This is a genomic window from Bdellovibrio sp. HCB117, from assembly GCF_047305915.1.
Classification (GTDB): domain Bacteria; phylum Bdellovibrionota; class Bdellovibrionia; order Bdellovibrionales; family Bdellovibrionaceae; genus Bdellovibrio; species Bdellovibrio bacteriovorus_B.
On sequence record NZ_CP178622.1, the window covers coordinates 3,703,085 to 3,717,597 of the forward strand.

Below are 14,513 nucleotides of genomic sequence, written 5' to 3' on the forward strand. Positions count from 1 at the left end.
CATTACCTCATGATCACAAATGAAAGAGCCACAACAACACCGATACCGATGTACATCGCGTACTGTTGCATATTACCAGTTTGGATAGAGCGAACGAACGAGCCCATACCGCGAGCTAGGTCGCCGGCCAAGTAAGTCGCTTTATCGATGAAATTCACATCGATGTAGTACCAAGTGTTTTTGCTGATGCTAACAAGTGGATTGATGATGAAACCGAAATAAGCTTCATCAACGAAATATTTGTTATACACAAGGTTGTACACAGGCTTGATGCTGTCGGCGATTTTCTTCGGAGTCTCTGGAGACTTCACGTAGAATTGGTACGCTACGATCGCAGAGATCAAAGCCAAACCAACAGAAACGCCCATCAAAGTCCACTCTGTCGTATGATCAATAGCCGTCCAACCTGGGATCGGAGAGATCATTGGGTGCAACCAGTGTTCCCATACGTTTGGAAGGTGACCCAAGTGTTCACCGATCACGTGAGGAATACCGATCCAACCACCGATCACAGAAAGAATACCTAAAACGATCAATGGAATCGTCATAAGCGCTGGAGATTCATGCGGGTGAACATCGCTTGGAACGCGGCTCTTACCCCAGAACGTCAATGCCATCAAACGAGTCATGTAGAACGCTGTCAAAGTAGCACCCAACGCACCCATCGCCCACAGGATCGGAGAACCTAGTGGAGAGTTGAACGTATAAGCCAAGATTTCATCCTTAGAGAAGAAACCCGCAAATGGTGGCATACCGATGATTGCGACCCATCCTAAGAAGAATGTCACGTGAGTGATAGGCATGTATTTTTTTAGACCACCCATCTTACGTATATCTTGTTCTTCGTGCATCGCGTGGATCACGGAACCCGAACCCAAGAACATCAAGGCTTTAAAGAACGCGTGAGTCATCAAGTGGAACATCGCTGCTCCGAAAGCTCCCACACCGCAAGCCAAGAACATATAACCAAGTTGAGAAACCGTAGAGTAAGCTAGAACTTTTTTGATATCCCATTGGGTCATGCCGATTGTAGCAGCCAAAACGGCTGTCGCCGCACCGATGATTGCAATAACCATCATTGTGTTCGGAGCCATAATGAATAGCGGATTCAAACGCACGATCATGTAAACACCGGCCGTAACCATCGTCGCCGCATGGATAAGTGCGGATACAGGTGTTGGACCAGCCATGGCGTCTGGAAGCCAAACGTACAATGGAATCTGTGCTGACTTACCAGTCGCACCGATGAACAGGAACAAAGTTCCCAAAGTCACCGCACCCAACCAAGAAGCTTCTGCTGTTGTAGGAGCTAGTGCATTCAACTCAGAAAAATTCAAAGTTCCGAAAGTGATGAAAAGGATGAACATTCCAAGCAAGAAAGCAGCGTCACCCACCCGATTTGTGATGAAGGCTTTCATACCCGCTGCGGCTTTTTCTTTGTCTGTGAACCAGAAGCCGATCAACAAGTAAGAGCAAAGACCAACGCCTTCCCAACCCACGAACATCACAAGCAAGCTGTCACCAAGAACTAACAACAACATGTTGAAGATGAAAAGGTTCAGGTAAGCAAAGTATTTTGCCGCACCTTTATCGTGGTGCATGTAACCGATCGAGAACAAGTGGATCAAAGTACCAACACCCGTGATCACAAGAATCATGATGGAGCTGATTTGATCGACAACAAAACCGGCATTTACTTTAAACTTATCAACTGCCATCCACTCAAAGAAACTCACCGCAATTTTGCGAGATTCCGCAGGCATCGCTACAACGTCTAATACCAACAAGATCGCGCTGATGAAAGAAATCGCAATTGCTGATGTGGCAATTACACCCGCCACGTTGGCTGAGTGTTTTTTATAACGAACTCCGTTGATCAAGAAACCAACGAACGGAGCTAGGATCAAAAGGGCCATTAAAAGAGAATGATTCACGGCTGCTCCCTTATCCTTTCAAGTGTTCAAAGAAGCGAATATTCACTTCGTTAAAGCGTTTAAAGATTGAAACGGCCAATGCCAAACCTACCGCTGCTTCTGCCGCTGCGATTGTCATGACAAAGAAAACCATGATGTGACCGTCAAGAATGCCTAGGTACTTACTGAAAGCGATGAACGTCAAGTTCACCGAGTTCAACATCAACTCTACCGACATCAAAAGAACGATCACGTTACGGCGAAGAAGAACTCCGGCCATACCCATCATGAACAAAAGTGCTGCCAAAACTAGATAGTGAGTCAGGCCAATGTTGTTAATGAAATCAGTGTTCATGTGTTCCACCTTTACTGCGCGCTAGAGCCACCGCACCAACGGCGATCACTAGCAAAAGAACGCCCAATGCTTCAAAGCCGAAGATGTATTTAGAGAAAAGGATTTGGCCCAACGCTTTTGTTGTTTCCATTCCCGTTCCTGCTGTCACTGGATTGTCGGCCGTTTTCTCGTTCAAAAGACCAACAGACATTGCAATCGCACCGACAACCAAGCCCGCAAGCAATCCCACGGAAGCGATTTTTACCGCTCCCGAGAACTTACCTTTCGTAAAGGCCTGTATATCTTTCTTCAAGTCGAAGAGCATGATCACCATGACGAAAAGAACCATCACGGCGCCGGCGTAAACGATCAACTGAACACCTGCAATGAAGTAAGCATTCAAAGTCACGAACAACGCGGAGATACCCACCATCGTCATCGCCAAACAAAGCGATGAATAAATCGGGTTAGATAAAAGAATGACACTCAGGCCGCTGACCAGAGTGACAATCGCTAAGAACCAAAAAAGAAATGCATCTGCTGTCACGTTATTCTCCTCACAAAGATGCGATGTAGATCACAAACGCGGTAATGATCGTGTTTGCTAGCGCCCAAGGAAGCAAAGTCTTCCAACCGAAATCCATCAATTGGTCATAACGGAAGCGTGGAAGCGTCCAACGAACCCAGATGAAAACCCACAAGAAGAATGCAAACTTGATATTGAAAACAAGGAAGTGGATCAAGGCCACCAAAGCACTTGCCCAGCCCGCAGAAGACGTTACCGATGCTGCCCACTCTTGAACTTGTTCAACGGATACGTACGGAATACCGTAACCACCGAAGAAGAACAAAGCCATCAAGCCTGAAGCGATCATCATGTGACCGTATTCACCGATGAAGAACATGTTGAACTTGAATCCGCCGTATTCTGTATGGAAACCGGCAACAAGTTCAGACTCACCCTCTGCCAAGTCGAATGGAAGACGATTTGATTCGGCAAATGCTGTTGTGAAGAACAAAAGAGCTGCCAACGGTTGATAGAAAATACCCCAGTTTGGAAGCCAGCTTGCTGTTACAGTGTGACCCAAGAACACGAATTGAAGGGGGCCTTCTTGAGCCACCGTCATGTCTTGAAGGTTGAATGTACCGTAAAGCATGATTACGCCCACGATAGAAAGACCTAAAGCCAATTCGTAAGAGATTGTTTGCGCCGAAGCACGAAGAGCACCCATCAAAGAGTACTTATTTCCTGAACCCCAACCCGCCATCAACAAAGTGTAAGCAGCCAAAGAGGAAACACCCAAGATGAATACAATACCAACGCCGATATCATAACCTTGAACTAAGAAAGTGTACGGACCCCAAGTAGAACCAAACATTTCAAATGTTCCCACTTGAATTGGTGTCGACATCGGAATTGCAGAGAACGCCACCGCACCTGGAATCAACGCAAATACCGGAGCTGCATAGTACAACAACGGTTTTGCGGTATCGGGAACGAAGTTTTCTTTCGTCAAGAATTTCACAGCGTCAGCCAAAAGCTGCATCAAACCCAAAGGTCCTACGCGGTTGGGGCCCAAACGATTTTGGATGAATGCGGAACCACGGCGCTCAAGCCATACAAGAATAGGAACTGCTTGAACCATCATCAAAAAGATGACGACAAGTTTTAAACCGTTAACGGTAATTTCAAAAAGATCTTTACCCATTCCCATTTGCTTAGTCCCATTCCAATGCTTTTGATTTTACTTCCCAGAAAAGTCCGAAAATGAAAATTCCGATGAAGACCATCATCGAAATAAGCACGAACAGACCTTGTCCTGATGACAAGAAATCACGGAAAGAAGTTGCCCATGGATACATGAAAATGATCTCGATATCGAAAAGGATGAAGAGGATCGCAGTAAGATAATACTTTACTGAAACCTTCGTATCTTTCTTATCAAGAGCAGGAATACCGCACTCGTAGGGCTCATACTTGATAGAGTTATAAACGGGTTTGCCGCCTGTTTTGGACGCGACCCATACTAAAAATGCTCCGAATAGAGCGATGAAGATGACGATGAAAATGACTCCACCGAGTGGCACTGTACCCCTCCAAAGTTGTCGTTATTATTTGGATTTCAATTAGTTATATATGTGTCGTCTGTGAAAACCAAGAAATATGAATGGAAACAAGGCGATAAGCATGGCAAGATGAGCCCACCGAATGAAAGCCGAAATGACTCATACAAGGCTTGAATCCATCCTGGAAAGGGCCTTCGAAACAACACGCGGAAAAATTCAAGTGACCGGAGCTGCATCTCCGCTCGCGCTCGCTTACTTTTTGTCGCAGACTTACTCTAAAAAAATCAATAGCTTGCCGCACTTAGTTGTTGTTAGCAGTCTTTCGGAAGCGAACAAACTTCAGCAGCTTTTAGAGTTCTTTGACCCATCTCGTCACAGCACGATTTTACCTGCTTTCGATGTTTCACCTTATTCCGGGCTTTATCCAAATTCGAGAGTCGTTAGTGATCGAGTTCGTTTCTTGTCTCGAGCACAACAAGCGAAGGCCGGAGAAATCTTCATATCTGTTTCTGACGCGCTGACGCAAAAGACTTTGCCAGTGAAAATCCTGAAAGAATATTCGCGTCTTCTAAAACCTAGCGACGAACTTCCTGAAGACATCGCCGAGTATTTAAACTCGCTTGGTTATTCTTCAGCTCCGATGGTGGAGGATAAAGGTCAGTATGCTTTGCGCGGAGGTATCGTTGATATCTTCCCGCCAACGGAAGACGAACCGGTTCGTTTGGATTTATTCGGCGATCAAATTGAATCTATTCGTCACTTCAATGTCTCTGATCAACGAAGCACGGATGAAGTGGCTTCATTCGTCTTAACTCCGGCGCGCGAAATTATTTTTCGCGACGAAAATCACGAAAGACTTTTACAACGAGTCCGCGCGATGATCGATGGCCGCGAGGTTGATAAAGCCGATGCAGAAGAAACTCTGCGCTCTTTGGTTTTAAAGAACTCCTTCCCTGGAATTGAATTCTTGCTTCCCTACTTCTATGGAGAACTTGCAAGTCCATTAGAACATTTTTCATCTGCGGTGAATGTATGGTTCTTGGATCCGATTGAAATTTCCAGATGGACGGATGAAGTTTGGGCTGAGATTAAAGCCGACTACGCTTCAAGTACTCAGCACGTGATTCGTCCCGAGTTGGAATTACTTTACTCTCCATTTGAAACTTTAAGTTTTCCGGCAGGATCGCGCGAAGTTTATTTCTCGTCGTTAGAATATTTAGAAAACGCCGAGACCAGTGAAGATGGCAGAGTCGAATATCGTACGGCACTGACTCAAGACTTCACGAACTTAAGTTTAAATAACGCCGTTGGTTCTGAGATGTGGTTGCAGGCGGCCGCCAACAAGCTGAACAAATGGCGTGATGATGGTTACCGCATTTTCATTGGTACGAAAAATCAATCCCACATTGAGCGCTTAAAATTAATCTTTGATAAGTTGGGTCTGAAGGTCGCACGCGCGAATGAAGATGAGTATCGTTGGGACTCTTGGTTGATGGAGCAAGACAGTGACACTCATCTTGTTCACGTTATTCCTCGCTATCTAACTGAAAGTCTTCGTCTAGATGAGGAAAAAGTTATTTTCTTACGCGACGAAGACTTCTACGGAAAGAAACAACGCGCTCGTGAATCTTCCGGAGCCCAAGACTTTCAAAAACAAGCCAAGCGCTTGGCATTCGGTGATTTAAAGCCGGGCGATCTTGTTGCGCATGTTAAACATGGTGTTGGTCAATATGAAGGTCTTAAGATCATGAATATTGGCGGTGTCGAATCTGAATACATTCAGGTCGGCTACAAGGATAAGGATAAACTTTATCTTCCTGTTTATCGCGTGGGCCAATTGCAGAAGTTCTCTGGCGCTGCCAGCACGACAATTCTTGATAAACTGGGCGGCACCGCATGGGAAAAAACCAAAGCGAAGGTTAAGGCCCACGTTCGCGATATCGCAGCCGATCTTTTAGCTCTTTATGCAAAACGTGCCGAGCTTCATCGTCCGCCTTTTGTATTTAAAGATAGTGAAATTCAGATGTTCGAAAATAGTTTCCCGTATGAGGAAACTGACGATCAAATGCGCGCAATCAACGATATCATGCGCGACTTAAAATCGACAAAACCGATGGACCGTCTTGTCTGTGGTGACGTGGGCTTTGGTAAAACCGAAGTCGCTATGCGGGCGGCTTTCTTTGCCGTGCAAGCTCGTCGTCAAGTAGCTTTACTTGCTCCGACAACTGTCCTTACATTCCAGCACTTTGAAACTTTGAAAAAACGTTTTGAAGGTTGGCCAGTTGATATCCGAGTTTTAAATCGCTTCGTAACTCCATCGGAAGTCAAAAAGACTTTGCAGGATCTTAAAGACGGCAAGGTTGATATCATCGTCGGAACACATAAGTTATTAGGCTCAACAATTCAGTATAAAGACTTAGGTCTTCTGATTGTCGATGAAGAGCAAAAGTTTGGCGTTACTCATAAAGAGAAGATCAAAAAAATGAAGGTCAGCGTTGATACTTTGACCTTGTCGGCAACGCCCATTCCTAGAACTTTGAATATGGCTTTGGTGGGAATTCGTGACTTGAGCTTGATTAACACCGCTCCGGTGGATCGTTTGCCGACACGTACCTTTGTCACAAAGTTTGATGAAGAGACGATTCGCAAAGCAATCACCGCTGAAATTTCCCGCGGCGGTCAGGTTTATTTTATCCACAATCGTATTGAATCTATTTACGGCTTAGCGGATGAAATTCGTAATATCGTTCCCGAAGCACGTATTCGTATTGGTCACGGACAGATGGAAGAGCACGAGCTTGAAAAAACCATGCTTGCCTTTTTCCATCACGAAATCGACGTCCTTATCTGCACAGCGATTGTTGAATCAGGAATGGACGTGCCAAGAGCGAATACCATGTTTATCGATTCTGCTCATATGTTTGGGCTGTCTCAGCTTTATCAATTGCGCGGCCGCGTAGGTCGAAGCAAAACTCGCGCTTATTGTTATTTGATGATGCCGCGAAATCGCAAGCTCGATAAAGAGCAGCAAGAGCGCTTAAAGATCATTCAAGAGAACACCGCCTTGGGAAGCGGTATTAAGATTGCGCAGTACGATCTTGAGCTTCGCGGAGCCGGAAATATTCTGGGCGAAGAACAATCCGGTCATATCAACTCTGTCGGTTATGAAATGTACATGGATCTTCTAAATGAAGCATTGGCCGAAGCTAAAGGCGAAGCCGTTGACGACATGGAACTGGATCCAGAAATCAACTTGCGCATCCCTGCGATGATTCCTGATAACTATATTTCAGATATTCGCATCCGCCTTAGCTACTATAAGGCCCTGGCAGATATCACATCGAACGAAGATTTGGATCGTATCGAAGAAGAGTTACGCGATCAGTTCGGCGCCATCCCTGAGCCTACCGTGAACTTGATGGGTTTAATGTTGATCCGTCGTCAATGTAAAGAGCTGGGTGTGCGTGATATCAGTGCCGGCGTAAAATCTGTTTCGTTAATCTTCACTGAAAAAACGAAATTGAAGCCAGAGACGGTGATTCAATTGGCGGTTCGCGAAAGTAAGAAATACTCTTTAACTCCGGACAATCGCTTGAATATCAAGCTGCCGAATATTTCATGGTCCGCGGTTCACGAAGAACTCGAAACTCTTTTGAAGCTGATTTAAAATTCTAAGCGAAGACCCGCGCCGTAAAGAAAATCCGTCGTTGTGTCGGGATCATCTTCTGCTGATGTAGCGGCGTATTGTGTGGCATACACATCAATGAAAGTATTTTCTAAACCCCAGTTAAATGTAGTTTGCTTTGCGGTTTGATAATCCAACCAATCAAGCTGCAACAGAAATCCAATGGTGTAGTTAAATCCCATTTGCGTTGTCGCCGAAAAAGAATCTGTTGGAGATGATTCGGAAAGACCCATTTGCCAGATATTCAGTCCGAGATAAGGAGCTACATAAGGCTCGGCCATAAAGTTATCGGCAACAAATTTTAATCCAATTCCGTACTTAGTAACTTCTAAAGAACGATCTGAACCCGAACGATTGTCTTCAATTTTACCCATGCCGTAATCAAGGCCCAGCGCCAATGCGCCTAAGGCAAAATTATATTTATAATCAATGCTCACACGGATTAGGGGAATAGGATCGGTCCCAAAGAGGTCGCCGTAACTTAAATTATCTAAGGTCGAGATATAATTTTTAAGATCCAGGCCTTCGTAATCAACTCCGAAATACATACCGTGGGTCTCGCGTCGATCCTTGTAAGGGGCCAAGTTGTCTTGGACAACTTCGACTTCCACCAACGGAACATTTTCATCTTGAGGTGTCGTTGAAGCGGCTTCTTCTTGAGCGAAAGACAACGATCCCGCAAGAACGGCAAGAACGAAGCAGACTTTGGATATCAGACTAAGGTGCAATTTCATGTTGTCTCGCAAATATCGCCTACCTTCAAAAGTGGCGAATGATATTCTTTAATCTATGAGCAAGTATATCAGAGATTTAAATCGAATTTTGAGTGTTACTCTGCTCACGCTTCTCTTTCCCTACCTTGTGCTAGCTGCCCCGACCACCCTTACACAAATAATCGATAAAAAGATTGCCGCCATGACGGTTGAAGAAAAAGTGGGACAGCTTTTTATCGTTGGATTTCCACAGAAAACCGTCACTCCCGATTTAGAAAAATTCATCGCCGCAAATAAGCCGGGTTCATTTTTACTTTTCAAAAGAAACATTCTATCTATTGAGCAAATCAGAAATCTGAATACGCAGTTGTATCGAACAAGCTTTAAGTATTCAAAGCTTCCGCCCTTGATCTCTATCGATCAAGAAGGTGGATCGGTCTCTCGTTTACCTATTTATCCCGCTCCACCGAATGCTTTGGCAATTGGGCAGACGCAGTCGCCATTATTAGCGGAAGAAATGGGTTATCAAACAGGACTCTTTCTGCGCGAGGTTGGATTCAATATGAATCTTGCGCCGGTGCTAGATGTGACCGATCCCTTAAGTGGAAGCTTCATCGGTGTCAGATCTTTTGGATCAGATCCCGATGTTGTCAGTGAGTTGGGTGTTGCCTACTCTAAAGGTTTATTAAAAGCGCGCGTGATTCCTACGGCCAAGCATTTTCCGGGGACAGGCAATCTTAAAGCCGATCCACATCTTAGTGTGGTTCAAAATAATTCTTCTTTAGAGGCTTTAAAACAAACAGATCTAAAACCTTTTGAGGCTTATGCGAAGCTAGGTGATAAAATTGCCTTAATGCTTTCGCACCTAATCTACCCGGCTTTAGATAAATCTCGCGAACCTGCGAGTTTTTCTAAACCCATTGCTCAAGATCTTTTGCGTGGTGAGATGAAGTACAAAGGTTTAGTGATCACTGATGATCTTCAAATGCAGGGCTCAAAACAACTTCTACGCCCTGAAGTCGCGGCTTTAAAAGCACTTCAATCAGGCGCCGACATCGTTATGCTGACTTGGTCTTTTGCCGATCAAGGAAAGGCTTTTGAACACGTTAGAAAAGCGGTGCGCTCGGGAGAGTTTAAAGAACAGCTTTTGAACGAAAAGCTTCATCGAATCCTGACGGTTAAGGCGTTCGCGAATCTTTACAGAAAAAATCCTGCGTTGCCATCATTGACTCAAGGTCTGACATTAACTTCGAAAGATTATTCTGAAGTTGAAGCCACTATTCTTGATCAGAATCTTCGCACAAGTTTAATTCCGCGATCATTGCCCGGCAAGAAAGAGCCACAAAAAAGAAAAGTCGCCTCGGTTCATAAAGTCTGCGTCCTTGCACCTTCAAGCGCCTTCATTGCCTCATTCAAAAAATCTGCAGGAAGATCGGTTTCTTCCAAATACCTCACCGGTGATTTCAACAAAGATCTTGCAGCCGAATGGATGACTTCAACGAAGTGCCCTGTGTCCGTGATCGCCATCACCGGCCCAAAAACCGCAGCTCTGGTAAAATCGCTTTCGCCACAAGAAAAGAAATCCGTCATCGTAGTAAACCTTGGCGCACCAAAACTATTAACGAAAGAAAAAGGCTACCTCCGGGTCCTTCAGCTTTACTTCAACCACAAAGACTCTGGCCAAAAAGTCGCTCAACACCTCGACGACATCTTAGCCTCCTCCACCACATCCTACGTCCTCCGCTAGGTACCTGCTTCCCTTTATGCCTAAAAGGTACCCGGTTCATCAAAGAATCCTCTCCGCCATTGGTGACTAAACTTTTGACAGTAAGGGGCGCGGGATGTCGCTCTGGGGGCCTCCGTTTCGGACCCGCTTAATTTGCGTCCTGTGGAAACGAATTTAATTCGTCTTCAAGGGTCTAAATCCTGGCATGAATGGGTCTGAATTTGCATTGTCTCTTTATAGATTTAGAGAGGCGGTAACGTGTCTGGAATTAAACTAGTATCAAAAAGTCTTTTGGCATTAGCGCTACTTCTTTCTGCGGGCCTAACATTTCACGCGGTGGAATCCGAAGCGGCTCGCAAACAAACACGTAAATCAGCGGCCAGAGCCGTACGTAATAAGGGAACTCCAGCAGGAGTATTCGCCCTTTATCAAAATCCTGTTTTTGGTTACGGTAAATGCTTACCTCGATTAGTTGAATCTGCCGATGCCGTTCTAGATAGAAATGGTATTAATACAGTGAAAGCCAACGACAAAGAAAAAATAGCCTTGGCCAAAGGGGTCGCACAAGTGGAGCGTCTTTTGGGTCAACCTATTCCCAAAGATTATCAATATGACTACCAATGGATTGAAGCTTCAGGAGCTTGGAATTCAGGTATTTCCCGTCGCGGTTTTGTCACAGTGAAACGCCCTCGTGGCTCCCTTAAAGGTCAGCTCACAGGCCGCATGATGCATGAGTTGGGTCATCGCTTTGGTCACGCAAATAACAACGAGAACTACAACGAATACCGTCAACACATGCGCGGTAAGAAGTGCATGATCACCACATATTGCGGAAAAAGTTTGAATGAGGAGTTCGCGGAAGTCTTTGAGGCCTATGTCGTGAATCCTGATTTCTTGGCTAAGCATTGCCCTGATTCTTACGCTTATTTTAAGAGCAAGTTATTCAGAAATTCTGAAGATTTAAATGTATCGTGTGAAGATCCGGATTCTATCTTAGAGCATGATGAAGAAGATGATATCAACGCGGTCGAAGATTCAGATGAAGAACAAATTGATGAAAGCAATGATTTCAAAATGCTTCTTCCAGAGTTAGGTCCAATTCCTGCGGCGAACCCACGCTTCACGAATATCGATTATACTCTGACTCCACCAGAGCCGACAGTTCCCCTTTCGGAAATGAAGATTCCTGCCCCAACAGCTCGTCCTCGCGGATTGAGATAATCATAAGGATTAAAAAGAAAAAGGCCCTCTTTTCAGAGAGCCTTTTTTATTTTCGAATTTGAAATTTCGATTACTTCTTAGCCTGAGAAGCAACTTCGATTTTCGCTCTTGCGCGAGCCCATTCACGTTGGAACTCTGTCCAGTCTTCGTCAGTGATGACTTCGTTCATCACTTTCTTTTCTGATTCCGCAAGGTATGCTTTAGTCATTTCAAGGTCGATCTCTTCTGGCAAATCAGCGATATTCGCTAAGATGTTCACGCCTTCAGGACTTACTTGGCAATAGCCCCAGCTGATAACAGCGGTTTCTTGCTTTTCTTTTCCTTTAAGTTTCCATTTCATCACGCCTGTTTCCAAAGTCGTGATCAAAGGCGCGTGACCAGGAAGAATATTAAGCTCTCCCTTAAATGCTGGAACAGTCACCTCTTCAACCTCTTGGCCTACGAGGATGCGCTTTTCCGGAGTCACGATCGTTAATTTAAACATATCTCGCCCTTTCAAGCGGCAGACGCTTTAGGCAGCCTGCCGATGGGAAGTGCAGGTATTACGCCTGCAACTTCTTCGCTTTCTCGATAACGTCTTCGATAGTTCCAACAAGGTAGAACGCCTGCTCTGGAAGAGCATCGTGTTTACCATCAAGGATCTCGCGGAAACCTTTAACAGTGTCTTTGATATCAACGTAGCGACCTGGCAAACCAGTGAACTGTTCAGCAACGAAGAACGGCTGAGACAAGAAACGTTGAATTTTACGAGAACGAGATACAACAAGTTTATCTGCTTCAGACAACTCGTCCATACCCAAGATCGCGATGATATCTTGAAGTTCACGGTTACGTTGCAACAAGGCTTGAACGTCACGAGCACATCTGTAGTGTTCTTCACCGATCACGCTTGGATCCAAAAGACGTGAAGTTGACGTCAATGGGTGAACCGCAGGGAAGATCGCCATAGCTGCGATATCACGGTCAAGATTCGTAGTCGCATCCAAGTGAGTAAATGTAGTTGCAGGAGCTGGATCCGTATAGTCATCCGCAGGTACGTAAACCGCTTGAACTGACGTGATCGAACCTTTTTTAGTAGAAGTAATACGCTCTTGAAGAGTACCCATCTCTGTAGACAATGTTGGTTGGTAACCAACGGCAGAAGGGATACGGCCAAGAAGTGCAGAAACTTCGGCACCCGCTTGAGTAAAGCGGAAGATGTTATCAACGAAGAAAAGAACGTCTTGGTTTTCAACGTCACGGAAGTATTCAGCAACAGTCAAACCAGTCAAAGCAACACGCGCACGTGCTCCTGGTGGTTCGTTCATTTGACCGAAAACTAGAGAAGTCTTAGCCAATACGCCAGATTGTTTCATCTCTTGCCACAAGTCATTACCTTCACGAGTACGCTCACCTACACCGGCGAATACAGAGAAACCACCGTGCTCAGTAGCGATGTTGCGGATAAGTTCTTGGATAAGAACTGTTTTACCCACGCCCGCACCACCGAACAAACCGATCTTACCACCCTTTGCGTATGGAGCAAGAAGGTCAACGACTTTAATACCAGTCATCAACATCGCGGCTGCAGTTGCTTGGTCTTCGAACTTAGGAGCCGTTCTGTGGATACCCCAATGTTCTTTAGCGTTTACTGGACCCATCTCGTCGATAGGCTCACCAACTACGTTGATGATACGACCCAAAGCTTCGCGGCCTACTGGCGCTGTGATTTGAGTTCCCAATGCTTTAACTTTTTCGCCACGAACTAAACCTTCAGTTTGGTCCATAGAGATCGTTCTTACAACACCGTCACCCAAGTGCTGAGCAACTTCAAGAACTAGGTTGTATTCAACGTCAGAGATAAATTTATTAGATACACGAAGAGCAGAGTTGATCGCTGGAAGTTCTCCACCTTCGAACTCTACGTCCACTACGGGACCCATAACCTGTTTTACTTTACCGAATGCCATTATTCAGCTCCCTATCCTTTAAGCGCTTCAGCGCCAGATACGATTTCAATCAATTCTGTAGTAATTTTTTCTTGTCTCAATTTGTTGTACGTCAGAGTGAGTTTATTGATCATCTCTTTCGCATTGTTTGTCGCGTTTTCCATCGCACTCATACGAGCACCATGTTCACCCGCAACAGACTCGGACATACATCTGTAAACTTGAAGGTCGAAATGCTTCTCAAGCAACTCTTTAATGATTTGCTCTGGAGCTGGTTCGAAAATCATATCTACAGAAAAGTTCGCTGCAGTCTCAGCTTCAGTGTTGAAAGTCGTCAATCCAAGATCAATTGGAAGAAGAGTTTCAGCCGTTACAACTTGAGAAATTGCAGATTTGAATTCGTTATGAATCACACGCACTTCGTCGTATGCACCTTCGAGGTAGTCGTTCATCACACGATTCGCAACTTTAGAAGCCAACTCATAAGAGATGTCTTTATCAAGCTTCGTGATGTAATCAACCGGCTTAATACCTCTTCTGGCGAAGTAGTCATGACCACGACGACCCACGAAAAGGAAATCGATCTTCTCAAGGTTTGCTTTATTACTATTATAATAAGCTTCAGTGAATTTATTGATATTGCTGTTGAAGGCGCCACAAAGACCGCGATCTGAAGTGATAACAACAAGCAAAACTTTCTTTACTTGTTCTTTCTTCTCCATCAACGGATGCGTCACCTTGTTTGTCACAGCGATATCCGCAATCACCTTACGCAAAGTTAGAGCATAAGGACGCATATTAACGATGTTATTCTGCGCCTTTCTCAACTTCGCAGCAGACACGAGCTTCATCGCTTTCGTGATCTGCTGGGTGTTTTTAGTGGACTCAATCTGAGCCCGGATATCCTTCAAGCTTGCCATTTAAGC

At 45.0% G+C, this 14,513-nt stretch carries 12 protein-coding genes; 3 read left to right on the forward strand and 9 right to left on the reverse strand.

Features of this window, described 5'->3' with window-relative positions; genetic code table 11:
* Positions 1-2: 2 nt before the first annotated feature.
* From nuoL to ACLWBD_RS17575, 5 genes are read right to left on the reverse strand one after another with little or no spacing between them, the layout of a single operon-like run.
* Complete coding sequence (gene nuoL / locus ACLWBD_RS17555; protein ID WP_063206604.1) at positions 3-1,916, reverse strand: NADH-quinone oxidoreductase subunit L; 1,914 nt, start codon at positions 1,914-1,916, stop codon at positions 3-5.
* A 28-nt stretch (positions 1,917-1,944) separates the two neighbouring features.
* Positions 1,945-2,268, reverse strand: coding sequence for an NADH-quinone oxidoreductase subunit NuoK (nuoK, locus tag ACLWBD_RS17560; protein ID WP_041875668.1), 324 nt, complete (start codon positions 2,266-2,268; stop codon positions 1,945-1,947).
* Entirely contained in the window at positions 2,258-2,794 is a 537-nt protein-coding gene (locus ACLWBD_RS17565; RefSeq protein WP_063205725.1) for an NADH-quinone oxidoreductase subunit J, read from the reverse strand. Before ACLWBD_RS17565 ends, nuoK begins: the two co-directional genes overlap by 11 nt.
* A gap of 10 nt (positions 2,795-2,804) precedes the next feature.
* On the reverse strand, positions 2,805-3,956 hold the full coding sequence (locus tag ACLWBD_RS17570) for a complex I subunit 1/NuoH family protein (protein WP_413569129.1): 1,152 nt from the start codon (positions 3,954-3,956) through the stop codon (positions 2,805-2,807).
* A gap of 10 nt (positions 3,957-3,966) precedes the next feature.
* A complete protein-coding gene (locus ACLWBD_RS17575; RefSeq protein WP_063205729.1) occupies positions 3,967-4,335 on the reverse strand; it encodes an NADH-quinone oxidoreductase subunit A in 369 nt (122 codons plus the stop codon).
* A 121-nt stretch (positions 4,336-4,456) separates the two neighbouring features.
* Between ACLWBD_RS17575 and mfd the strand changes: the two genes are divergently transcribed.
* The gene (gene mfd / locus ACLWBD_RS17580) at positions 4,457-7,981 is read left to right on the forward strand and encodes a transcription-repair coupling factor (protein ID WP_413569130.1); all 3,525 of its coding nucleotides are present in this window, start codon (positions 4,457-4,459) and stop codon (positions 7,979-7,981) included.
* Here the strand turns inward: mfd and ACLWBD_RS17585 are convergent.
* Positions 7,978-8,733 (reverse strand): hypothetical protein, encoded by a 756-nt coding sequence (locus tag ACLWBD_RS17585; RefSeq protein ID WP_413569131.1) that lies wholly within the window; start codon positions 8,731-8,733, stop codon positions 7,978-7,980. The genes mfd and ACLWBD_RS17585 overlap by 4 nt on opposite strands.
* 181 nt (positions 8,734-8,914) lie before the next feature.
* On the opposite strand from ACLWBD_RS17585, the gene ACLWBD_RS17590 reads away from it, so the two are divergent.
* Both ACLWBD_RS17590 and ACLWBD_RS17595 read left to right on the forward strand, forming a co-directional pair.
* On the forward strand, positions 8,915-10,459 hold the full coding sequence (locus ACLWBD_RS17590) for a glycoside hydrolase family 3 protein (protein WP_413569132.1): 1,545 nt from the start codon (positions 8,915-8,917) through the stop codon (positions 10,457-10,459).
* A gap of 237 nt (positions 10,460-10,696) precedes the next feature.
* Positions 10,697-11,659, forward strand: a complete 963-nt coding sequence (locus tag ACLWBD_RS17595; RefSeq protein ID WP_413569133.1) for a hypothetical protein — start codon at positions 10,697-10,699, stop codon at positions 11,657-11,659.
* Positions 11,660-11,729: 70 nt separating this feature from the next.
* Here the strand turns inward: ACLWBD_RS17595 and atpC are convergent, their stop codons facing one another.
* From atpC to atpG, 3 genes are read right to left on the reverse strand one after another with little or no spacing between them, the layout of a single operon-like run.
* Positions 11,730-12,143 (reverse strand): ATP synthase F1 subunit epsilon, encoded by a 414-nt coding sequence (gene atpC, locus ACLWBD_RS17600; protein ID WP_063205736.1) that lies wholly within the window; start codon positions 12,141-12,143, stop codon positions 11,730-11,732.
* Positions 12,144-12,201: 58 nt separating this feature from the next.
* Positions 12,202-13,608 (reverse strand): F0F1 ATP synthase subunit beta, encoded by a 1,407-nt coding sequence (gene atpD / locus ACLWBD_RS17605; protein ID WP_063205738.1) that lies wholly within the window; start codon positions 13,606-13,608, stop codon positions 12,202-12,204.
* A gap of 11 nt (positions 13,609-13,619) precedes the next feature.
* A complete protein-coding gene (gene atpG / locus ACLWBD_RS17610) occupies positions 13,620-14,507 on the reverse strand; it encodes an ATP synthase F1 subunit gamma (RefSeq protein WP_063205740.1) in 888 nt (295 codons plus the stop codon).
* Between the last annotated feature and the right edge of the window lie 6 nt (positions 14,508-14,513).